Source organism: Clostridium sp. LIBA-8841 (genome assembly GCF_034439435.1).
Taxonomy (GTDB): Bacteria; Bacillota; Clostridia; order Clostridiales; family Clostridiaceae; genus Sarcina.
Window position 1 is genome coordinate 454,239 of sequence record NZ_JAPCKJ010000002.1, and the last position, 24,410, is coordinate 478,648.

The window sequence follows — 24,410 nt, forward strand, 5'->3', positions numbered from 1 at the left end:
CCTTAGCCTATATGTAGTAGACATTTAGGCTACCAAACTGCTATGGTTCTATATAATCCTACTTTCATTAAGAATATAAATGTACCTTCTAAAACTACCACTTATATTTCTATTAAACTATATCTGTTTTCTTAAACCTTTTTATTAGGAAAAAGCTAAGTATGGCCACAATAACTACATTACTTAATAAAGTACTAGTGACATAATGTTTTGAAGTCATAAATGCTCCTGCTTCAGCAAACCAAAATTGTGGATTTAGCGCTAGTACAAATACGTTATAGTTTGACCATATAACTAAAGGTGAACTCATACTGAATAATCCTGTCATCATAAATAAGGCTCCAAATAGTATAAAGAAAGCGAAAAATGCTTTATAGCTACTCTTTAAGAAGAGGCATAGGCAAAAGCTTATTCCTCCTGAAATAAGAGCTATTATGAATACTACTCCTATAGAGAGGATTAAGTTTTGTAAAACAGTAAGATTCAACCAAGATATATGCGGTCCTGATTCCCAATTTAAGGCACTACTAATTGGCACATTCCAAAGCTTGCTATAATCAAATACAGTGAAATATATAATTAATGTAACTCCTAAAATAATGGCTGCAACTAAAAGCGAATACATAAGTCCAACGGAAAGCTTATCCAAAATCAACTTACGTCCTCTTTTTGTGGTAGAAACTAATCCTAGAATTTTATTTTCGCTTTCATAATTTACTAAGAAAGATACTCCTAAAACCACAAGTATCATTATTTCAATAAGACATGCTCCAATGACCTTCTTATATAATAAATTCTGAGTTTCATAACTTTTTCCAAAGAAGAATAAGTTCTTATGTTCACCATTATTCTTTAACTCTTGAAGTCTTTGCCCAAGCTCTTCATAATTTTTTCTAACTAAATCTGCAGCATCTCCTTTAAGTCCATACATACTTATAGTTCCCTCAGCCAAATCTGAAGCATTTAACTTTTCAATTTCTGAAATAAAAACTGGAGTTGCATTTTTATATAGATTAATTATGCCTAATTCACTTATTAGTTCCTTATCATCCTCTGAAAAAATTCCCTTTTCGTAATCTTCACTTATTAAAAATTCATCCATAGTTGAAAAAGTCTTATGAAGCTTTCTTTCTGTCATTTCATTTAATTGCTTCATTTTCTCATCATACTTATTTTCTAATCCCTTAAGCATATCCTCATCAACTTTGTATCCAAATTCACTTATTAATTCATTAGTTCTCTCTAAATCCTCTTTAATATTAGAATTATTATAAATTAAGAGCATATTATAGATTAAGAAAATCCCTGTAAGAAATATGAATATTGGATTTCTAAAAAGCTTTTCCCATTCACCTCTTTTAATTCCCATAACTTACCCTTCCACTTCTTCATCTCTATATTGATAAAGGAATACATCCTCTATATTAGGATTAACCTCAAGCCATTTTTCATCATCATGACTATCACTTATAAATCTAGCCTTCATCATCCCACCATCTTGTTTTTCTGATAATAGAATATATTCCTTTCTAAACTCTTTACTTTCCTCAAAAGTCATTGAAGTCTCGTAAACCATTCCATCTAAGGTGCTACATATACTCTCGATAGAATCTTTGTATAAAACCTTATGATCCTTAATCATAATTACCTCATTTGAAATAAACTCAATATCTGAAACTATGTGAGTTGAAATTATTACAATTCTCTCTCTTGATAAATCACTTAGAAGATTTCTAAATCTAACTCTCTCCTTAGGATCTAATCCTGCTGTTGGTTCATCTAATATAAGTATCTTTGGATCATTTAATAAGGCTTGAGCTATTCCAACCCTTTGAATCATTCCTCCTGAAAAACCCTTCATCTTTTTATTTGAAACCTCTTCTAAAGATACAATCTTTAATAGCTCTTTCACTCTCTCTACAGCATCTTCCCTCTTTATTCCCTTTAATGCTGCTAAGTATAATAAAAACTTTGTTGGTGTATAGTTTCTATAGTAGCCAAAATCCTGAGGTAAATATCCTATAATATCTCTATACTCACTATCTAATGACACAATATCTGTACCCTTATAAAGAATCTCTCCACTAGTTGGAAAAATTAATGTGGTTAAAAGCTTAATTAAGGTTGTCTTTCCAGCTCCATTAGGTGCCAAAAGTGCATACACCCCATTACTAAACTCTAAATTTATCTCCTTAAGAGCACAAAAACTTCCATATTTCTTACTTACATTATTAACAACTAACATAAAATTTCTCTCCTTTTCTTATACCTATAATTTATTAATTCCTTTAAACTCTTCACATACAGCACTATGCATACAAGTGAAATAATTATATGAATATACATTGGAACTTCCATTAAAAACTTTAAATAATAAGTCTCATTACCACTACTTAGAAGTAAGTTTCCAAGAATCCATCCAAATATAATAAATACTTTTGAAAACATACTCTTAAATTTTATTAGTGAATATAAAAACACAATTGAAAATAAGAATAAACCTGTAATTGATAGTATGATCATCCTTGAGGCATTCACTTCTTTGTTTATCATACTCATGAAAAGTATGACCACTGTATTTAGAAGGATACTTCCCACACTAAATATGAACATTCTTAAAGCTGAAATTTGATATAGATTATATTTACAAGTCATCTCCAGTTGGAAAACTCCCCTTGCCTTTGAGTTGTAGAAGGAAAATAAAACAACACTTAGGTAAAGTATTGGAGAAACTATGAAAATAAACTTATATAAATTTTCTATGTCACCATTGCTTAAATTCATCATGGAAAAAAATGATATGAAAGCTCCTGATAGGAATATAACTCCTAACTCACTTTTATCATGAAATATATTTCTAAAACCTAATTCTTTAAAGGCATTCTTTAAGTAACTAAAAAATGATATCTTAGGTTTAACCCCTTCCTTAAGTATTTCATCTAACTCTCCTAAATCTAATTCTGGAACTTCTATTTCAAAGTCCATGTCTGGAATATTAAAATCCTCTTTTTCTCTACTCAACAATTTTCACCTCCAATACTTTCTTTATTTTTCTAATAGTGGCATAATACCTAGTCTTAACAGTGGACTCTGATATCTCAGTCAAAGATGCAATTTCCCCAAAGGTCATATCTCCAAAAATCTTTAATCTAAGAATTTGTTGAAGATCTGTATTTAAGGTATTAAGCACTTCTAAAATCTCATTAACATCCTCCTTAAGCTGAAATGACTCCTCTAATTCATTTTCATATCCTATTAATCCTTCATCAATTTCATCCACAATAGTAACGTATTTATAATATGTAGACCTGTAATTATCAATTATCTTATTACTAGCTATTTTATAAAGCCATGTCCTAAAAGAGGCCTTTCTTTCATCGAAACTCTCTATAGACTTAAGCATAGAAATAAATATTTCCTGAGTTAAATCCTTAGATAGCTCCTCATTTGATGTTTGCCTAAAAACATAGGCAAAGATTTCCTTATAATAAGATTTAACAAGTTCTCCAGCTGCCCTTTTATCATTTTTCTTTTTTACAAGGGTTATTAATTTCTTTTCATTAATTCCTCTCACCTGCCATTTCTAATAAACTTTATTCTAAATATTAGGCTATTTTCTTATTTAGCGTTAAATTTCAAATAGATCTTTAAGACTATCTTAATAAGAAACACCTTTTCACTTCGCTCAAATGTGTAAGTTCAAAGTGCAAAATTAAAAGTTTTGATTTTCACTTAAAAGTTTCTTACACCTATTTATTCGTAAAAGAGAAAAAAATAGTTTTACTTTTTTAGAAAAATTTATAAAAAAAATTCTACAAGTCATATATTAACTTTTTTCTACAAATAAAAATAGAGATAATCTTTAAACTATCTCTTCCTCTTTAAAATATTTAGTTAAGACATATTTATATTTTCTTCTATAAAATCTTTTGGGCTATTTATATAGATTATCTATATGAATTATTAGAGAACTTATTTCTTTACTTTTTTCTCAAAAACCTTAAAATCTTAAGTTTCTTGATAATATAATCCATTTGGTTAAAACAGTGTATAATGTATATATAATCCATTATGATATTTATTATTTTTTATTAATTAAACTAATTACAATTAGTGTTGATTTTGATAGATAGTTTAAAACTATTTTAGGAGGTAATATTATGCGAAAATGTGTTAAATGCAAAGAAAAGTTTTCATATATAGACCTACTAGTTGCATTATGGGGATTTTCTGGATATGGCTATATTAAATGTAGTAATTGTAACACTGAATATAAGGTTATTCCATTATCTAGAGTAATCATTTCATTATTGATAGTATTCCCTTTTCTTATAGAAGGTTACATTAAATCCTTTAATTTCTCATATTGTATTCTATACCTAATTATCATTATTCCTATGACTCCATTCATGGTAAGATTTAAAGAAAGTAATGATAGTAAGAAATATATGAAATTATGAAAACAACTAAATTTACGGAGGTTATGAAAATGAAAGATTCTTTAAAAATATCCAAATTTGGTATCTATGTTTCTTTGTTTGGTATGATTGTAATTCTACTAAGTATAATTTATTCAATAATTAAAGGTCATCCACTAAGAAATTCATATACATTACTTGCTGCTATGACCACTATACTTTGTTCTAACCTTGCAATTTATAGTTCAAATAAGAAAAAATGTGATAATAATACTTCTAAGTAAATTATATATAAGGATTTATTTTAAAACATTATTGATTTTCAAATAAAACCTTATATTAAAATTAAACTTATGAAATTTATTCTTTGCGTCAAAATTTCATATAGATTTAGATAAAATTATGAAAGCAATAGAAAGTTATTTAAAGGAGATGCCAAATGAGAATATTAGATGATATAACAAAGTTTATTTTTGTTGAAGATGAACCAAAACCGTGTGACTTAATATTCATACCAGGTTCCTCTAAACATGAACTAAGTGAGAAAGCCAGCTTATTGTATAAGCAAGGTTTCGCTAAATATATTTTACCATCAGGTAAGTTTTCTTGTAAGCTAGAGAGATTTCCTAATGAAAAGATAAAAAATGAAAAATATGCTGGTAATTATGAATCAGATTGGCAGTTTTGTTCTGAAGTTTTAAATAGGAATACTGTTCCCTTAGAGGCTATTTTACGTGAAGAAAAATCAACTAATACATATGAAAATGCCTTTTTCTCAAGGAAAGTTACAGATGATTTAGATTTAGAAGTTAAAAGTGCAATTTTATGTTGCCAATCCTTTCATTCTAGAAGAGCTTTAATGACTTATTCCTTGGCATATCCAAATACTAAGTTTTATGTTGTTCCAGTAGAAACTCAAGGGATTTCTAAGGATAACTGGCATAAATCTGACTACGGAATAAATAGAGTTCTTGGAGAACTTAAGAAATGTGGTTCTTATTTTGAAGAATATATAAAAAATTTAAATAAACCTGTATAAAATCAACAACTTATTTTTAAACTTATTAACTTTCTAATTAAAATCTTTTAAAAAAGGGGAATATTTATGTTTAAGTTTAAAGCTTTTAATTACTTAACAGATGAAGAAATAGATTTAAAGATTGAAGAAAAAATACCATCTGATCCAGAAAAGGGGTACGTACCTGCATATAAATATAAAATTACTCTTCATGACTCAAATAACATCATAGGAGCTATTGATGTTAGAATAGGTCATAATGAGGGAACTTATTACGGTGGTAATATTGGCTATATGATTGAAGAAGCTTATAGAGGAAATAGCTACGCTTCTAAAGCTTGTAAAATTATAAAAAATGTAGCTATAGCACATGGAATGAATAAACTTATAATAACCTGTAATCCAGATAATTTTCCATCAAGGAGGACCTGTGAAAAGACAGGGCTTAAACTTAAAGATATAGTTGACTTACCACCATACAATGACATGTATAAAAATGGTGAAATGCAAAAGTGTATCTATGAGTGGATTTTAGAATAATTGCTAACTCTAATAAAATATATTAATGATTTAAAGTAAAAAAGAGATATCAAATACTTGATATCTCTTTTTATTTTGATTTATAACTCCTGCTACTAAATATAACATCCAGTTGTTAAAGAAAATCCTCTTTTATTTGTAAAGCATGATATCCTGTTAAATATTGTAGCTAAAACAATTAAAATCATATGTAAAGTTCATAGCATGTCCTATTTAGAATAAATACTTTTTATCTTTAAATTCTCTAAATCTTGAATATCTAATGGTTTTGAGAAAAAATACCCTTGAATATACATCTTTTCATAAGAAAAAGAGTTAATTATGTCAACTTGATACGCTTCTTCAACCCCTTCAAATACAATTGTTCTATCTGAAATTTTGCATACTTCTGATATAAAATCTATTATTTTCATATTTATAGTAGAATTTATATTATCAATAAAATATTTATCTAATTTTACTATATTCGAATCTATCTTATTTAATAAATCTAAATTAGAATACTCAACTCCAAAATCATCAATAGCTATTAAGAAACCATGTCTTTTTAATATTTTTATAGCACTTTGTATCTTTTCTATATCTTTAACTGCAAATTTTTCAACAATTTCTAGACATATGGTTTTACTTCTCATATTATAATCATTTGCTATTTTAATTGCAGAGTTTAAAAATTTTTGATTTTCCATCTCTTTAAAAGATACGTTTAATGAAATATAAAAGTTATTATTTTTAACAACATCATAATCTTTTATAATTTCATAATCTAATATTACTTTTTTTAGGTTCCATAGGGATAATTCAAGCATCATATTATTATCTTCTACTTCTTTTATAAAATAATATGGTGATAAAATCTTATCATTATATTTTAATCTTGAAAGAGCTTCAAATCCTACCACTTGACTATTTCTAGCATTTACAATTGGTTGATAATAAAGAAGAAAATTATTATTATTTAAATTTTCTATAATTCTTCTTTTATTTTTTCTTAATTTTATATTTGCTTTGATTTTTCTTATAATAATTATACTTAAAGGTATCATGAAAATAATAATTAATAAACTGGTAATTTGCATTTTTTTTGTATATTTATTAAAATATTTAGGATATAATTTTTTATAGCTAGAATTGTTAGAATTCTCCATATCTCCTAAAACTTTATCTATTTTATCAATAATCTCTGAGTCTTCCTTTCTAGATACTATATATGCTGGTCCAGAGGAAAAATCAAATATACATTTAACATCATCACTTTTTGAAAATGCATTATTATCGTTGTTAAGTACTATAAAATCAACTTTTTTTTCTTTTAAAAGTTGCACTACATCATCATAGGATGAAGCATAAACTAAATCAACATTAATATCCTTACTTTTAAGAAAATTTAAAATCCATTTATTATTTACTTCATCATTTATATATCCCATCTTTAAACCATTTAATGCTTTTATATCACCATTTTCAATATTCCTATCAGTATATATACCATAATTTTCATTATTAATATAATGATTTGTATACTCATATATCTTTTTTCTATTTTGTGTTTTATTAACACCAAATAGTAAATCTATTTCTCCATCTTTAAGCTTTTCTAAGGCATCAGAAACATCGCAATCAACATACTCAAAATCAATATTTAATCTTTTAGAAATTGACTTCATTAAATCATTATAATATCCAGTAGGTTTTAAATTTTTATTAAGATAATAATATGGATAACTCTCATAAAATCCTACCTTTATTTTTTGGTGATTTTCATTAACTGTACTCTTAGAAAATCCATATATAATTAGACTTGTAAAAACAACGAAAAAAATCACTATACTTATAAAAAAGACTTTTTTCTTTCTCATACAATACACCCTTTATAATCCTTTCTATTAAATTTAATTATACTTATAATAATATCTACATAATTTTAAACAAGAATTTAAACTCATCTAAATTCTTGTTTAAAAATTCCAAGTGGAATATTATCATAACTTACATATTAAGTAAATAGCTTGTTTTTTATTGATAGATTATATATTTATCCTTTTAGTGAAATATAAATAAAAAAACTACATTGTAACTTTTAAATTATTACAATGTAGAGTACTTATCTTAATTTCTATCAAAATTTAATATTCTATATAAAATAAATTTAGGCTTTATGATTAAGAATTATGTTTTAACTTCTTCAACATATTCTGACTTTATTAATTTTAATATTCTAAGAATAAATGTAATCATGTACTCTTGCTACTTCTATTAATTGTATATACGCCTAATAACTTCATTAAATAAATACGGCTGAATTAAGGGATGTGTTAAATTTACAGGTATTGTATCAAATAATTTAACCTCCCTAATTTCAGAATCAGGTAATTCGTCAAGTTTATCTATTTCTGCATAAAATAGCTGGCCAAAAGATTTAGCTTCTTTATCATCTACTGAATATATACATACTGGCGTAATTTTAAAATCCTTTGCTCCTGTTCCTTCAACCAACTCTCTTAATGCAGTGGTATTAATATCCTCATCTTTTTCTCTATGACCACCTGGTATTTCCCAAGTCTTTTTCTCTTTATGCTTTATAAATAAACATTTTTGTTTATAGCGCGCCACAATAACAGCAAATAAAGGTCTACTCTCTTCCACCTTATTTAATTCGTAAAAATTCACTTTTAGCATAATACCCTCTCCAATTTCTAAATATTTAAATTGCCATAATAATTTCTATACAATACCCAATATTATGTCCATATAATACCATAAAAATAAATTTCACCTCTGGAAATTAACAATATTAACGATAAATTTAATTTTTATCTATACTTTTAATAAGTACTATTTATACTCAATTGGTAAATATTGTTTTATGTTATATCTTATTTGTATATACTTAAATAAAAGTAATAAATAAATTATATTATTCACATAAAGGGGGAGTTTTTTTGGAAAAGATTCTAATATTAGGGGCAAGTGGCTTAGTTGGTAAGGCTTTATGTAATGAATTAAAAGATTTCTACAAAGTTTATGGTACATATAACAAGAATAAAGTTTATATTGATCATGTAGAAATGATAAAGTTTGAAATAGAAAATCTTCATTTAATACTTGATATACTTAGTAAGTATCAACCTGATAAAATAGTAATTTCTTTAACTGGTGATTATGAAAAACAATTTGATGTAATAAAAGAAATAGTTAATTATTCAAAAGCATATAATTCCATTGTATATTTTGTATCTACTTGGAATGTATTTGATGCATATCCTAAGAAAATATATTATGAAAATGATAAAATGTCATCTGATACAGACTATGGAAAATTTAAGATACAAGCAGAAAATTTCTTATTAAATAACATAGAAAGTAGATGTGTTATATTTAGACTACCTATGATTTGGGGTAAAAATTCTCCACGATTAAATAAGCTTAAAGAAAATTTAAACAATAATGAGCCTATTGAGATTATTACAAATATGTTTTTAAATAATAATACTGATGAAATACTTGCTAAACAAATACATTATATTTTACAAAGCCATTCAAAGGGAATATTTCACTTAGGTAGTATTGATGAAGTCAACCACTTTGATTTTATAAGGAATTTGACAAATAAATTAGGTTATAGCAACGTTAAATTTAATGAAGTTCAATATGGAGATGATTCTTGCAGGGCTACATTAGGCTCTAATAAAGATCTACCTAAAGCCTTACAAGTATCTACCCAAGATATAATAAATTCTTTGATTTAATAAATTATAATTGTTGATATATATAATAAAAAACCTCCTTTAGCTTTGGAAATAAGTTTTTACCAATTTCCATTTAGCTAAAGGAGGTTTTATTAAAATTCTAAAAGTACTCTTGACTCTTTGAAAGCAAGTGACTTTTTACTGCTTAATTATTTTTATATAGTTATAACTCTAGTTTTTATTATTTTTTAACACCTTTTATTTTCCATAGAAGCATAGCCACTCCTAAACCAATAGCTGCAACTCCAATTATTACAATTACTATCCTTCCACCTACTGATCCTGTATTAGGTAAAAATCCTGAGTGTTTAACTTTTACCTTACATGTAGCTTTGAATCCACCATCCTTAGTTGTTACTGTTATTTCAGCTTCCCCTGATGATTTTGCTTCTATATTTCCATTCTCATCAACGGATACTACCTTAGAATTACTTGATGACCAAGTAACTTCTTGGTTAGTTGCATCCTTTGGACTTATTTTAGCTTTTAGAGTATAACTTTCACCTTTTTTAAGGTTTAAATGCTTTTTGTTTAGCTTAACTCCAGTTACCTTAACCGCTTCTGAAGGAGAAACTTCCTTTTCATTTACCTTAACATTGATTTCCTTAGTGCTTGATGCACCTTGGCTATCTGTTACTTTGTAAACTATTTTGTAGTCTCCTGGCTTTTCTGTATTAACTGTGTTTTCTACAACCTTAATATCCTTTGTTAAATCTCCATCTTCCTTGTCCTCTGCTGTTACGTCTTTCATCGGATCAAAGTTATCACCAACTGTTAATGTAACATCTTTAGCATTGATTGTTGGAGCTGTATTTTCTTCTACTGGAGGAACTTCCTTTTCACTTACTTTAACATTGATTTCCTTAGTGCTTGAAGCTCCTTGGCTATCAGTTACTTTGTAAACTACTTTATAATCTCCAGCTTTTTCTGTATTAACCGTATTCTCTACAACCTTAATATCCTTTGTTAAATCTCCATCTTCCTTATCTTCTGCTGTTACTCCCTTCATTGGGTCAAAGCTATCTCCAACTGTTAAAGTAACATCTTTAGCATTTATTTCTGGAGCATTATTTATAACTGCTGGTGGTACACTATCCTCTTTAAGAGCTAAGATAGCAGTTCCTCCATCTTCTTTTGAAGGTGCCTTTACGTTTACATTTCCCTCCTCACCTACTGAATATTCATTTCCACTGTATAAGTCTTTAACCTTATCTCCTTCTTTGAAGTTTGTTTTAAAGCTTACATCTTTACCTTCATTCTTAGTGTTTAATACAACAAATAGGTTTTGTCCATTTGGAATATTAGTTACTTCATTAGTAGCATTTAAACGCATAGGAGTAACTTCTCCTCCATTATAGCTTCTTAGAATAACTGAATATCCCTCTTCATTACTTCCAGCAATAGTTTTTCTATCACCTTTTGAAAATACCTTAGAATATTCTTTTCTTATATTAAGAAGTTTTTCATAATGGTCATGAACCTTCTTGTACTTAGGATCATTTAATCTTTTAAAGTCCATATCATATCTATTTTGATCTCCTTGTTCAAAGCCATTCCATCCTGACATTCCAAGTTCTTCTCCATAGTATATAACAGGAATACCCTTATCTGTTATTTGAAGAGATGCTGCAAGCATTTGCTTTCCTAGATCATCTCCTACAGTTTTTAAGAATCCATCTTCATCATGGCTACTTAAGAATTGTCCCATTAAGTTAGTGTTACTTATTTTGCTTGCTCTATCATCTAAATAAGCTGAAGCACCTTCAATATTTCCATTTACAAAATCTCTTGCTTTACCTTTATAACCAAAGTCTAATAAAGCATCCATTTGTCCACTTTGAAGTTGTCCTCCATCATTATTTATATCAGCACCAAAATATTCACCAATAGTTTTAAAGCTTGGATCTATTTCTGTTAATTTATTTTTAAATGCCTTCCATGTAGTGTTATCAACATGCTTAACTGTATCAACTCTGAAGTAATCAATAGTATTTCCTTTTTCGGTCTTAGATCTTTCAATCCATCCTGTTTGCCAATCTATTATCTTTTCTCTTACCTCTGGATCCTCTGTTTTGAAATCTGGAAGTCCTGCTGACTCTTGAGTTATGAAGTCATTTCCTGGATTTTCTCTAAGCATATCATTAAACTTAGCTCTATCTCCATCTGTTGGATAGTTATTAGCTCCACTATTAGCATCTATATTCTTCATTCCATAACCAGTATGATTTAAAACAACGTCAACCATTATTTTTATTCCATTATCATGAGCTGTATCTATTAATGTTTTTAAGTCATCCATAGTTCCTAAGTGTGGATCTAATGTTTCAAAATCCTTAGCCCAGTAACCATGATATGAATATTGAGTTTTTCCTTGAGAGAACATTTGATTAAAGTCAGTGTTCTCAACAATAGGAGTTATCCAAATTGTATTTATTCCAAGTTCTTTTAAGTATTGAACTTTATCTATTAATCCTTTTAAATCTCCTCCATGATAAGTATATGGATTGTTCTTATCATAATTATTTCCATGAGGATCATCATTACTCTTATCTCCATTGAAGAATCTATCTGTTACTGTGAAGTAAACTCTTGACTCATCAAATCCAAAGTCTAAAGGACCAACTCCAACCTTTGATTTAACAGTTAACTTTCCTGAAGCTTTATGACTTTCTCCATTCTTATCAACTATTATAACTGGTATTTCCTTTTCTCCAGTTGGTACACTATCATTTATTCCAATACTTTGACTTAGTGAACCATCCTTTAATAAATCTAAATCCATTAAAACTTTATTAGGTCCACCTACATTAGTAAGATCCATATAAATTTCTTTTATATTTTCTTTTTTAGCATCACTTCCGCTTAATTTAAGATTTACAAGAGCATTTTCATCATAGTTAACCTCATTATTTGCGAAAGTAACCTCTCCATTTATCTTCAATGGAGAATATTCTATTGTTTGCTTTTCAGTTTCTGTTGTCTTTCCATCCTTTGTAACTAGAAAGCTATATTCATAAGTGCCAGGTTTTATATCTTTTAATGAATAACCAAAGAACTCATTTTGTGAATCATAAGTCATACCATAAGTCTTTGTATCCTTAAATAATAATCCTGGAGAAGTAACCCTAACTTGAACCTTATCTATTGAAGATTGATTATTTTCTTCATATAAAGCTTCATCTCTATATTTAAAGTCAATGTTTCCTTCTTTTATTTCAGCATTCTTTATTGCTGAAACTTGGAAGAATTCTCCCACTCCACTCTTAATAGTCACCTTTGTTACATTCATTGATGGATCTATTTTTATATATCTGTCTGAATCATATGGGTCTTTTTCATCCCAACCAGTTCCTTTTCTTAAAGTAAATCCAACCTGTGTTACATCTGGCGCTATTTCAAACTTAGCTACTGCCTTCCCATCTTTAATCTCAGTGAAGTTTTGTTGTCCATCATTTACTCCTGTCTGCCAAGTCCAAATGTTCCATCCATCATAGTCTTTATCATCTCTAACATAAGTGAATTCAATATATTTCTTAGTGTATTTTTTAACTTCTATTTCTTTAGTCGCCTTTGCAGCTCCACTCTTAGCTGTTATCTTAACCTTACCTTGGTTTATTCCTTGAACTACTCCAAGAGTTGATACCTTAGCTATGCTTTCATCAGATGATGTCCACTCTATATTAGCTCCTGTCATCACTTGACCAAATTGATCTTTAACAGTAGGGTTAATTTGAATATCCTTACCTGTATAAACTTGATTTGGTCCATCTAATTCTAAAGAAGTTGGAACAAGGTGAACTACTTCCACATCTACTTCCTTAGTTAAACTTCCAGAACTTAGAGTTATAATTGCTTTTCCTTCTTTTAAAGCAGTTACTTTTCCATTATTTGAATCAACCTTTATTACTGAGTCATCTGAAACGGTCCATTTGATTTCTGAGTTAGGAATTATTCTTCCATTTTGGTCTTTAACTACTGCCTTTAAGAAACTTGAAGCTCCTATATCTAGTTTTAAGCTTGAAGGGTTAACATCTATTGAAGTTGGTGTTTGTGCTTCTCCATCTACGCTTTCATCATAAAGAACCTTAGCTGATAAAGGTGCAACTTTTACTGAGTTTGCTCCCTTAAGAGTTTCTAATACCTCTGTTCCAGCCTTGTGTTCATTTACTACTACATTCCAGTCACCTTGATGTGGAAGTCCAACTTCCTTCTCAGCATTATTTCCATTATAAACTACTACTATATTCTTCCATGAATCTCCATTAGCAAAGTTTTTAAGTTGGAATACAACTACATTATCGTTAGCCTTACTTACTACTAAGTTGCTTTCAACTGCAGCCTTTGTATCCATTCTAAATGCTGGATGTGATTTTCTTAAAGCTATTAATCCTTGATAGTAATCAAATACTCCACTAAACTTCTCTTTGTTTTGCCAGTTTATTTGATTTATAGCATCTGGACTCTTATAACTATTATGATCTCCATATTTACTTCTTAAGAATTCATCTCCTGCTTGGAAGAATGGAATTCCTTGTGAAGTCATTGTAATAGCAGTTGTTAATACACTTCTTCTTACATATTCATTGTCTAAAGGATTAGCCTCTGTTATTACACTATATGGTTTAGCTTTCTTTTCAACAGCTTCTTGAACTGAAGAATAATTATTAGCATCTTCTCCTATTAAAGCTCCATCTCTCATTTCTAAGAAACCAGCTTCACTTTCTTTGCCTGCTGCCTTTATTATCTTATCCCAAAGATTTAAATTATCATGAGCTGTTACATAGTTGATTGTTTCACTTGGACTATCAGTAAAGTCGTCAACGGCTCCTTTAACACCTGCTACTATATCTCCTTCTTTACCTGTAGCTCCTGTAGCAAAACCTTGTCCAGCTCCATCACTATCGCCTTTTATAGCTCCTCTAAAATTATCATTAAATACAGCAAACCCTTTACCTTTTTGGCTTCCTTTTAAAGTTTGTTGGTCTTGTGGAAGAGCACTTCCTCCTGCTTGCCATGGTTCACCATATATTATTAAACTTGGATCAACTTCATTTCTTAACTCAGTTGTTAGTTCACTCATAGTTTTTGTATCTATTAATCCCATTAAGTCAAATCTGAATCCATCTACATCATATTCTTTAGCTAAATGCTTAACAGAATCTTTTATATATTTTCTAACCATAGGTCTTTCAGTTGCAACCTCGTTACCACAACCTGAACCATTAGTGTATTTACCCTCATCATCAGTTCTATAGAAATATCCTGGCACAACTGGGTCAAAAGCTGAATTTTGTCCTGTTCCAGAAGTATGGTTATAGACTACATCCATAACAACTCTTATGTCATTTTTGTGAAGAGTTTGTACCATGTCTTTAAATTCTTTTACTCTTGATGTTGGATTTTCTGGGTTTGTTGAGTATGATCCTTCTAAAGCATTGTAATTTTGTGGATCATATCCCCAGTTAAATTGAGGTTTATTACTTACTTCATTTACTGAAGAATAATCAAAGGATGGTAATAAGTGAACTGTTGTTATTCCTAACTCTTTTAAGTGATCTACTCCTGTTTTCACATCAGTTCCTGGTACCTTTGTTCCTTCCTCTGCCATTCCTTCAAACTTTCCTTTATTTTTCATGCCTGAATCTTGAGATATTGAAAAATCTCTAACATGCATTTCATATAAAATTGAGTCTGTAGGATTTAACATAGGTGGTTTCTTAACGCTTCCCCATCCTTCTAGGTTTGTAGCTGAAAAATCAATTATAGCTCCTCTTTGTCCATTAGCTGAAACAGCCTTTGCATATGGATCTATAGCATAATTAGTTTTTCCATCAGCAAAGCTTACTTTATACATATAGTACTTACCATCTAAGTTTTCATTAACTTTTAAGCTCCAAACTCCCTTATCTTCCTTAGTCATAGGAATTTCTCTTCCACCAGTATTATCTGTTACCTTACCATTTTCATCATAAGTTCCTGCATTATCATATAATACCACGCTAACATCCTTAGCTGTTGGAGCCCATAATTTAAATGCTGAAGAATCCTTTGAATAAGTTAATCCTAAGTCATCTCCATTATAGAAATACTCTGGATCATCTAAAATTTTTCTCATAGTAACCTTAGTCGCTCTAAAGTTATCACTGCTTACTTCATAAGAATGGCTTGGATCTATTTCTGGAGTTCTGAAAAATCCTTTTTCTAAAGTTAATTTAACCTTATTATCAGCTACTTTAACTGCACTTATTTTAAGCTCTTTATTATCAGTTTTATCAACTAGCTTAAAGGAATCTAATTCTGAATCCTCTATTTTTCCAGCTGAAGTAACTAAAAGATCTGTTTTGCTATCCATTAAAGCAGATATTAATTTAGGCGAAGTGTCCACATCATTCTTATCATAATAGACGTTTTCATCTCCTTGTATTAACCATACCTCTACGTTATTTCCATTCTTAACTTCTATTGTTCTATCATGTGCAACATCTTTATCTTCCCAATTTCCTTTTCTAACCATGAAATTCAATTTATCAGATGGGAATTTATAAACTGCTCTTGTAAAGCCTTTTTCAGCCTCATCTTTTTTATTGAAGTCATATCCTTTTCCTTCTCCACCAGTTTCCCATAACCATAAATTCCAATTATCATAGTTACCATCAAATCTATAGTAATTTATTGTATAGGTATACATTTGAGATAAAATAGAAAGTTCTTTAATAACTACATACTTTCCATCAGTTGCTTTAATCTTTATTTTTTTACTTGAATCTGCTTCCTTAGAAACCTTTAAAGTATTTCCTTCTATTGATACTCCACTTACAGGTTCTTCTAAAGACCAAGTAACATTAGCTTCTTTTTTATTTCCTTCAGTGTCATAGATGTATGCAAGTAAATTCATATCCTTACCCACTTCTACACTTGATTCTCCACCAATCTCTAAGCCTGGCATATTTAATACTGAGTTTCCATTAGCCATAGCTTTATTTGCTGGGTCAGTGAAAGAGTTATCCCAATTATCTTTATTAGGTTTAAACTTATATTCGTAAACTCCTCCTGATAAAGGCATTGTTACTTTAAATACACCATCTTCACCTTTTTTCATTTCAACTTGTTTGCTTGTGTCCCAAGATACCATTGAACCTATAAGATATAAACTATCCCCATTAAATTTAGCATTAAAAGTTACTGTTCCATCATCATTTATTACAGGGCTCTTTACTTCATCTGGCTTATTTTCACCATCTCCTGTATTGCCACCATTATTATCTCCATCTGTATTTCCATCATCTTTTATTCCTAGTGCTTCATTTATTTCTTTAGGATTGTTTATTGAATCGTATATTTTATCTGCTTTTAAATCTGCTACAAAGATAACATTTCTGTCCTCTGGCACATTTAAAGTAACATTTCCTTGAGCTGGTATTCCTCCATTATCCCAAGAATGATTTATAAGTCCTTTATACTCATAAGCTCCTTTTTTCATGACCTTTGAATATAAAACCTTGTTTCTATCGATATTGTGCATTTCAAAATCTTTATTAGCTACATCCCAATCTCCATTTCCTTCTCTAACTGTTCCTATTAAAGAAAATGTATTAGAAAGACTTGGATTCTGAATTGAATCTGTAACATAATTCCCTAAGTAATTGCTTAAAATAGTTATGTTTTTTGTTCCCTTTGGAATTACTACTTTAGCATTGTCTGCTACTTCTCCATTATTCCAATCACCATTATAGGAAACCTTATACTCTAGGTTAAAATCTTCTCCTTGAGCACTCTCTTTTATAGGAAAAGTCTTTTTATACATGCCTCCACCTATATAATCAAGTTTTTCGGTATCGTTACCAGGATTCCAATCAGAAGCCCCTTCAATTATATTTTTTATATTACCTGTTAAGATTGCTTTAGTTTTAAATTGATCTGGATTGTTTATTGAATCATATACCTTTTTATTTTTATAATCCAATCTAAATGTTACTTCTGAATCCTTTGGTAAATTTAACGCTATGTTTTCTCCATTATTACCGTAGCTCTCATTCCAAGTTCCATTCATGGCAATTTTGTAATTATAATTGCCTCTCTTTAGCTTTAAAGTACCCTCATATAAACCATCTTTATACTTTTTCAGCACTCCTTTCATATTTGTGGGATCCCAATCGGAACCGTTACCATTTTGTTCTAAAAAATCTCCCACAACTACAGCAAAAGCTTCACTCTCATTCTGAACTAAAGTTTTTTCCACTTCTTTAGTATTATTGTTCTCCACTTCAGCCATTACTGGCATATGAGGCAGAAAACTAAATAAGAATGTGAATAAAACTAGCATAGAAATAGACTTAATCTTTTTCCTCCTACTCACTATAACAAACCCCTTTCGTATTTAATTTTTAATGATACATTTTAATATTAACACTTTCATAATAACGTTTTCAATACTTTTAGTATTTTTGTAACATTATACAAAAATAACTAAATAAAATTAATATTTGAAATAGTTCCTTTTGTAAATATACTAAACCCTTGCTTAATTCCTTTTAAAAATTCATTTTCTTTTTTAACACCATCATAAGTCTCCCCTTTTCTTTTCATAGATAAATTTCTTATTTTCTATTTTACCTACTCATTTTAAGTTATATATTTTCAAAATATTACGCTTCTTCAAAACCGTTTTATTTCCATATTATTTATTTTATGGTATATTATCTTTATTATAAATGCTAATAATAATTGATATTTTTATAGGGAGGGGAATAAGATTAAGGGATTAAGAAGATCAATAATAGTAATTTGTTTACTTATACTTTGTGTTATAGGATTTGCCTGCTTACCTAAAGGCAAATATTATAATGAAAGCATAAAATCACTTGTTAATGAAGGCAAAGCAGAAGTAATTGAATTAAATCAAAAGATGAAAATAGATAATGATGATTTAATCATAAAAAGAATTATTAACACTGAAGATAAATCATATGTTAGATATAGACAAATTAGAACTACCCAAGGTTAGTCTTTCTCAAAAAGTATATTTAGAATATTTGATGATAAAGGAGAAGAATATATCAAAGTAGCTGGAGGTGCCTCTACAAATTTTTGGGGAGAAGAAGGGTTAATGCAACTTGATAAAAAGATAGGAGAAGATGTAAAATATTTAACTATTAAAATTGACTGGTATGATAGAAAAAGTGAAATGAAAATTCCACTTAGTAAAGAAGGTGAAGCTAATGAGAACTTATAAAAAATATAGTGCAATTATAGAATGGTCTTTAGCAATACTGCTTATACTAGTTTGCTCTAAAATATTCTTTCCTGGAAGCTTCACTCCTTTAAAAACTCATGAACAATCAGAAAAATCAGTATATTATGGACCTTCTGATGTAATTAAAACTGTGGACTTAGGTAGAGAAAAAATTTATCTATGTAAATATAAGGATTGGTTTTCAGAAAGTACTGTTAGAAGAAAAATAATTAAATGGTATCCAGTTAATTATCCAGCTGGACATCCAATAGATTACTCTAAGCAATTAACTTTTAATGCTTATACTTCAAGGTCTACAGAAAACTCTGAACCTATAACTAAAGTATATGGTTATGTAAATGATCATAAAATAAAAACTATAGTATTAGAAGATAAGAATAAAGAAACTATTTCAAGTTATGAATTAGATGAAAATAAAATGTTTATTTTTGCTTGGTATAAAAATACTGAAAAAAAAGAAGCGAGCTATATAAAAGGCTTAGATAGTGATTATAATGTTGTATATGATGAAGAGATTGCTGGCTTTTAATCCACCTAAAAACAGGATACTAGTATTTAGCGCCCTATTTTTATTTTCATCTATTAATATTTAATTTATTTCTACAATATTTATTAATTATATGAATAAATGGGTATTATTACAATAACCAGGAGAGAATCATAGATAAAAATGATAATATTTCAATTATAAGTTATGCACTATCTTTATTAAGTTTTTTAGTTGCACTAATATTTTTTATGAGTGAGCTTAAAACAGGTAGGAATATCTTTTTAATTACAGGTAGTATTTTATTATTTATCACTAGCATTTACAAAATAGTTTTAACAGCTTTGAAAAAAACATCTTAGTAAATATTTTAAAGAAAGTTATTCAAATAGAAATGCTCATTTAGTTAGTAAATAAAAATAACCCTTATTGTAACTTTAAATATATTACAAATAAGGGTTATAAACTCTTTAAATTCTCTAATAAAATTTCTAAACTAATTTATTTAAAAGCTTTTATGCTCTATGATTACTCATTATGTTTTTAACTTCTTCAACACACTCTGGCTTTATTAACTCTAACATTCTAGGAATGAAAGCCATCATGTACTCTTGATTAAATGTACCATCAGCTTGTTTTCCAAAACTTTCAGCTAATAATTCCTTAGCTTTATCTTGATTTTCTATATCTACTCTTTCTATTATGAAATTGAAAAAATTTTCTTGTCCTTTATTCATATTAATTCTCCTCTTCTTTTGAAACATTTATTAGCTATTTGCTTTAAGTCTATTTTACACTATTTACTTACAAAATATAATATAAAATGTAATAGTTAATAGATAGTCAATATTTCTAGCTATAATATCTCGTGTTGTAACTTTATAGCTAGAATATGCAACATATTATAATTAACATATAAAGAAATTATAATTTAATACGTACTTGTAAAATATTGTGTAATAGAAGGTAATACTATAAAATTAAAAGAAATATAAGTGTAAAATGCTTTAAAATTTTTAATATTAACTTTGTGAAATAAGGAGAATAAATATGTTAGAAAAAAAGAAGTACGCAAATGGTCAAGATATTTATACCTATTCTAAAAATATACTTACCTACTATTATAAAAGTGGAAAAATAAAAGCTGAAGGCCCTTTCGAAAATGATCAGATGGAAGGTGAATGGAAGTTTTATAAGAAATCTGCCCACCTATGTCAAATAGGAAATTTTAAGAACAATAAGAAACATGGTACATGGATAAGGCTTAATAAAGATAATGAAGTAGAATATAATAAGGAATTCATGGACGGGAAGCCCATTAAATCAAAATAGCATGAAGTATTATGAAAATATAATCAAGCACTTAGAGAAAGCTAAATTTATAATAATTAATAATAAAAGAGAGGAAATACTTTAATGTTTATCATAGTTTCCCTCTCTTTTCACTACATTTCTATAAAATTTTCAAAGTTTGACTTACTTTCTCTAATTCCTCTAAGAACTTTCTGTTATATCATCATTTTAAACTTTACTTAGTTCAACCACTCTCATTCTCAGTATATAACCACATTCTGTACATACATTCACTATGACTGGTACTGACTTTGGAAATATAATATTTGAACTAATTAGCTCTTTATACTTTTCAAGTTCTCCTTCTCTTATATCTGTACATCCACATAATGGACACTTAGTTATATCCACTTCGCTCCCCCCAATATCCATAGTGACTTTACCTTAAGAAAAGACACAGTAACTTAGCTCTAAAAATTCTTATTACAAATAAATTCTTAAAATAAATACCCTATTAACCCTAAACATAATTTTTATATAGATTTCTTTTTAAATCTCTTTATATCTATTTTGCACAATATAAAATTCAAAGGAAAATGCTATGTTAATTAACATTTTACTCCCCCTAGATACCCCAACAAAATAAAATTCTAATAACAACTAGTATCTGTCTATATCTTAAATATTATCACATGAAAATTCTTTAGGCTAGAAATATATGTAAAATTATTTTAAAGTAAAAAGTTGTATAATAATTTTGAGTTTTTTGTTACAAAACCCTTCTTTTATTGTAAATTTTCATAAAATTTTTTCATAATATTTTTCATTATTATATTATTTTTCTGACATCAAAGACATAGGATGCAAAAGTCCAAATAGCTTTTTACTGCTAATAAAGAAGATTTTTAAAAAGTTCCTACTTAACTTTCTATTTTAAAACTTATTATTATTTTGTACAAATAATATATAAGTATTGATAGCCCTATATATTTTTATTCTTCAACAACAGGAATAAAAAAAGAGCTAACATATAAATTGCTATCTGAACGTAAATCATGCATTTTCCCTGAAGGAACAATAAAAACTTTGCCTACTATTAATTCTACCTCTCTATCCTCCAGCACGCCAAAACCTTCGCCTTTGATATAGTAGAAAATTCCATCATGTTTTGCATATTTATGTAAAGATACCTTATTACTCTTTTAGTACTTTCACATTCAATAAAAACTAAAAGATATCCTTAGAATCAATAGTTCTAAGGATATCTTCTTTAAACCTCTTTGTGAAAATTAGTTATTTAACAATATAATAAAAGGGTATCAAAATAAGTTAGTTAGTAACTTTTGATACCCTTTTGAAGCTTCCTATTTAGAAGAAATACATTTTCTATTTCATTTCCCTGCTCATCATAATATTTTACATCTGCTCCTGCTATATATCCTAAGGTATCTCTATCAAGGACCCTCCCTTGAATTTTTAATAATGCTTTTTCATCCATAGGTAACTCTACTTCTTTCGTTTCATAATCTCTTTGGCATACTAACTTTACTTTCATATCTATCCTTCTCCTTTATAAGCTTAATATTCTTCAAAAAATCTAATGTATTTAATATTACTAATTTGCCCTTATTTTTTTGACCTATTCCAATATAGAAATTTTATTATACAGTAATTATGGTTTTAAAAAGAATTCTAACTTTAGATAATTATAGAAAATAAAAGTACATATTAAGATATGTTATGAGAGAACCTATAATACTTGAAGCATTAAAATCTAAAAATATGGTTAAATTATTATTTATTAATGGAAAGAATTTTAATACCTAATTATACTTTTAGGAGGTGTACCATGAGGAAAAGGCTTTCTATATTAGTTTTTCTAATTTTTAGTTTTACTCTATTTGTCTCATGTAGGGTACAAAATGGCTTGCTTGTGAATGGTGATATAAATTCCACTAAGACATCAATGAATGGGAGTTATGAAAAATTTACTGGAAAGTATTATAAAAAAATAAAGTTCAATAAGGGTGATTTTCTAGAATGTACTGTTAGTAGCACTACTAATAAAGGTGAACTTCTCTTGTTATTATTGGATAAGAATGATAACATAGTTGCTGATTTAAAAGATACAACTAATATAGAAATTCCGCAGAATGGTTATTATCGTTTCACAGCCATAGGAATAAATCATTCCGGTGATTTTGAAATTAAATGGAGTAAAAAGTAATTAATAAAATAATAATATATTTTTATAGAACATATATAAATACCCCTATTGTAAAACTTCACTTATTACAATATAAGTTGTCTAGATTCCATATCTTAATGTATTGTCTATTTATGTCTTTGAAGAAGCGTCTATGACACCAGATATAGTTAGAATTTTCAAACTAGAATATGGTAATAAATATAAATTTTCAGATTATATGATAATCATAGAAATAAATACATTTAAGTGTTTTAATCAAGGAAAGTTAATAATAAACTTTATAATTTCGGCTTTTTTAATCCAATAATACTCTAACCAATATTATAAATATTGTTATATAGTCCCCTATATTTATTTGAATTTAAATTGAATTTTTTAACTCTTTCGTAAATAAACAGCATTATTTTTTAACTTTAGAAAACATTATGTAAAATTTCCAATTTAGATGATATATTATTTCAGGACACTAATGAAATAGGAGGCTACAATGGAAAATTTCAAATCATTTTTAAAGAAACAAAAAGGCTTTATCATCATAGCTGCCTTAAGCGTTGCTTTAGGTTATAGTTCTTTCTCAAATCCGGCACCTGAAGTAATCAACAGCTTAAAAGTCGAAGAAACAACAGTTCTGAGCAATCTAGAAAGTTCAAAAGAAGAATTTTCCTTATTAAACGAAGATATTTCTAAACTTCAAACAGAAGTTGAATTCCTAAAGAATGAAAATCTAGAAAAGGAACAAATCTTAAAAGAAACTACTGCTAAGATAGAAAAGCAAAATCAGGAAGAAGCTGAAAGACTTGCAAAGGAAGAAGCCGAAAGAAAGAAACAAGAGGAAACTGATAGATTAGCTAAAGAGGAAGCTAAAAAGGTTAGACAAGTTTCATCTAATAATAGTAATAATAATTCTAATAGTTCTACTTCAGGTTCATCTAGTAATTCTTCAGGTAGTAAGGAAGTAACTAAGCCTGTTAGCAACATGGTCTATGTGACAGCAACCGGTAAGAAATATCATAGCAAACAAAAATGTGGTAATTCTAATCCAGCAACAACAAATGCTGTACCATTATCTGATGCTCAATCAAGAGGACTTACAGCTTGTAAAAACTGTTATTAACATTATAAGGAGAGCATAGTTTATGAATAGCAATAATAAGATATTAAAAAGAGTATTAAAAGTTTTTCTAGGAATATTTATATTTTTTATTAGTTTTGGATTTGGTCAAAGTATTAAAATGGACTCAAATCTATTAAAGAGTCAAGAAACTCTAAATACATCTATTAATACTCACAAAAAAAATTTAAGTAAAGTAAATTCAGATATATTTGATATAAAGTCTCAGAAGGAAAACTTAGAAAAGGAAATAACTAAGCTTCAAGAGAATTTAAATAAAACTAATGAATCAATAGAATTATTAAAGCAATAATTAAAAAAGATATGAAGTA

General features: G+C 28.1%; 22 protein-coding genes. 11 read left to right on the forward strand and 11 right to left on the reverse strand.

What is annotated here, in order from left to right:
- Positions 1–112 precede the first annotated feature (112 nt).
- The 4 genes from OIF33_RS07735 to OIF33_RS07750 are packed head-to-tail and all read right to left on the reverse strand — an operon-like array spanning position 113 to position 3,574.
- Positions 113–1,369 carry a hypothetical protein gene (locus OIF33_RS07735; RefSeq protein ID WP_322503655.1) on the reverse strand — a complete coding sequence of 419 codons (1,257 nt, stop codon included), beginning with the start codon at positions 1,367–1,369 and terminating at the stop codon, positions 113–115.
- Positions 1,370–1,372: 3 nt separating this feature from the next.
- Positions 1,373–2,245: an ATP-binding cassette domain-containing protein gene (locus OIF33_RS07740; RefSeq protein WP_322503656.1), complete on the reverse strand. Its 873-nt coding sequence runs from the start codon at positions 2,243–2,245 to the stop codon at positions 1,373–1,375.
- Entirely contained in the window at positions 2,239–3,021 is a 783-nt protein-coding gene (locus tag OIF33_RS07745) for a hypothetical protein (protein WP_322503657.1), read from the reverse strand. The genes OIF33_RS07740 and OIF33_RS07745 overlap by 7 nt, the downstream gene beginning before the upstream one ends.
- The gene (locus OIF33_RS07750) at positions 3,014–3,574 is read right to left on the reverse strand and encodes a sigma-70 family RNA polymerase sigma factor (protein ID WP_322503658.1); all 561 of its coding nucleotides are present in this window, start codon (positions 3,572–3,574) and stop codon (positions 3,014–3,016) included. Before OIF33_RS07750 ends, OIF33_RS07745 begins: the two co-directional genes overlap by 8 nt.
- A 586-nt stretch (positions 3,575–4,160) precedes the next feature.
- Here OIF33_RS07750 and OIF33_RS07755 point away from each other — a divergent pair.
- From OIF33_RS07755 to OIF33_RS07770, 4 genes are all read left to right on the forward strand, one after another.
- Positions 4,161–4,460 (forward strand): TIGR04104 family putative zinc finger protein, encoded by a 300-nt coding sequence (locus OIF33_RS07755; protein WP_322503659.1) that lies wholly within the window; start codon positions 4,161–4,163, stop codon positions 4,458–4,460.
- A gap of 29 nt (positions 4,461–4,489) precedes the next feature.
- On the forward strand, positions 4,490–4,702 hold the full coding sequence (locus OIF33_RS07760; protein WP_322503660.1) for a hypothetical protein: 213 nt from the start codon (positions 4,490–4,492) through the stop codon (positions 4,700–4,702).
- Positions 4,703–4,857: 155 nt separating this feature from the next.
- A complete protein-coding gene (locus OIF33_RS07765; protein ID WP_416173353.1) occupies positions 4,858–5,457 on the forward strand; it encodes a YdcF family protein in 600 nt (199 codons plus the stop codon).
- A 66-nt stretch (positions 5,458–5,523) separates the two neighbouring features.
- The gene (locus OIF33_RS07770) at positions 5,524–5,976 is read left to right on the forward strand and encodes a GNAT family N-acetyltransferase (protein ID WP_322503661.1); all 453 of its coding nucleotides are present in this window, start codon (positions 5,524–5,526) and stop codon (positions 5,974–5,976) included.
- A 209-nt stretch (positions 5,977–6,185) separates the two neighbouring features.
- Here the strand turns inward: OIF33_RS07770 and OIF33_RS07775 are convergent, their stop codons facing one another.
- Both OIF33_RS07775 and OIF33_RS07780 read right to left on the reverse strand, forming a co-directional pair.
- A complete protein-coding gene (locus OIF33_RS07775; protein WP_322503662.1) occupies positions 6,186–7,835 on the reverse strand; it encodes an EAL domain-containing protein in 1,650 nt (549 codons plus the stop codon).
- Positions 7,836–8,232: 397 nt separating this feature from the next.
- Entirely contained in the window at positions 8,233–8,655 is a 423-nt protein-coding gene (locus OIF33_RS07780; RefSeq protein WP_322503663.1) for an NUDIX hydrolase, read from the reverse strand.
- Between the two features lie 263 nt (positions 8,656–8,918).
- On the opposite strand from OIF33_RS07780, the gene OIF33_RS07785 reads away from it, so the two are divergent.
- On the forward strand, positions 8,919–9,725 hold the full coding sequence (locus tag OIF33_RS07785) for a sugar nucleotide-binding protein (RefSeq protein ID WP_322503664.1): 807 nt from the start codon (positions 8,919–8,921) through the stop codon (positions 9,723–9,725).
- Between the two features lie 181 nt (positions 9,726–9,906).
- Here the strand turns inward: OIF33_RS07785 and pulA are convergent, their stop codons facing one another.
- Complete coding sequence (gene pulA, locus OIF33_RS07790; RefSeq protein ID WP_322503665.1) at positions 9,907–18,081, reverse strand: type I pullulanase; 8,175 nt, start codon at positions 18,079–18,081, stop codon at positions 9,907–9,909.
- 750 nt (positions 18,082–18,831) lie between these two features.
- Between pulA and OIF33_RS07795 the strand changes: the two genes are divergently transcribed.
- Together OIF33_RS07795 and OIF33_RS07800 are read left to right on the forward strand one after the other, a co-directional pair.
- The gene (locus tag OIF33_RS07795; protein WP_322503666.1) at positions 18,832–18,957 is read left to right on the forward strand and encodes a hypothetical protein; all 126 of its coding nucleotides are present in this window, start codon (positions 18,832–18,834) and stop codon (positions 18,955–18,957) included.
- Entirely contained in the window at positions 18,944–19,507 is a 564-nt protein-coding gene (locus OIF33_RS07800; RefSeq protein ID WP_322503667.1) for a hypothetical protein, read from the forward strand. Before OIF33_RS07795 ends, OIF33_RS07800 begins: the two co-directional genes overlap by 14 nt.
- A gap of 473 nt (positions 19,508–19,980) precedes the next feature.
- Here OIF33_RS07800 and OIF33_RS07805 read toward each other — a convergent pair whose 3' ends face one another.
- Positions 19,981–20,202 (reverse strand): hypothetical protein, encoded by a 222-nt coding sequence (locus OIF33_RS07805; protein WP_322503668.1) that lies wholly within the window; start codon positions 20,200–20,202, stop codon positions 19,981–19,983.
- A 313-nt stretch (positions 20,203–20,515) separates the two neighbouring features.
- Here OIF33_RS07805 and OIF33_RS07810 point away from each other — a divergent pair, with 313 nt between their 5' ends.
- Positions 20,516–20,797, forward strand: a complete 282-nt coding sequence (locus OIF33_RS07810) for a hypothetical protein (protein WP_322503669.1) — start codon at positions 20,516–20,518, stop codon at positions 20,795–20,797.
- A 189-nt stretch (positions 20,798–20,986) separates the two neighbouring features.
- Here the strand turns inward: OIF33_RS07810 and OIF33_RS07815 are convergent, their stop codons facing one another.
- The 3 genes from OIF33_RS07815 to OIF33_RS07825 form a co-directional block, all read right to left on the reverse strand.
- Positions 20,987–21,169, reverse strand: coding sequence for a transcription initiation factor TFIIIB (locus OIF33_RS07815; protein ID WP_322503670.1), 183 nt, complete (start codon positions 21,167–21,169; stop codon positions 20,987–20,989).
- Positions 21,170–21,750: 581 nt separating this feature from the next.
- Positions 21,751–21,882, reverse strand: coding sequence for a hypothetical protein (locus OIF33_RS07820; RefSeq protein ID WP_322503671.1), 132 nt, complete (start codon positions 21,880–21,882; stop codon positions 21,751–21,753).
- A 209-nt stretch (positions 21,883–22,091) separates the two neighbouring features.
- Positions 22,092–22,313, reverse strand: a complete 222-nt coding sequence (locus OIF33_RS07825; protein ID WP_322503672.1) for a hypothetical protein — start codon at positions 22,311–22,313, stop codon at positions 22,092–22,094.
- A gap of 294 nt (positions 22,314–22,607) precedes the next feature.
- On the opposite strand from OIF33_RS07825, the gene OIF33_RS07830 reads away from it, so the two are divergent.
- The 3 genes from OIF33_RS07830 (at position 22,608) to OIF33_RS07840 (ending at position 24,391) form a co-directional block, all read left to right on the forward strand.
- Positions 22,608–22,985, forward strand: coding sequence for a hypothetical protein (locus OIF33_RS07830; protein ID WP_322503673.1), 378 nt, complete (start codon positions 22,608–22,610; stop codon positions 22,983–22,985).
- Positions 22,986–23,454: 469 nt separating this feature from the next.
- Positions 23,455–24,081, forward strand: a complete 627-nt coding sequence (locus OIF33_RS07835; protein WP_322503674.1) for a hypothetical protein — start codon at positions 23,455–23,457, stop codon at positions 24,079–24,081.
- Positions 24,082–24,103: 22 nt separating this feature from the next.
- On the forward strand, positions 24,104–24,391 hold the full coding sequence (locus OIF33_RS07840) for a hypothetical protein (protein WP_322503675.1): 288 nt from the start codon (positions 24,104–24,106) through the stop codon (positions 24,389–24,391).
- The last annotated feature ends 19 nt before the right edge of the window (positions 24,392–24,410 follow it).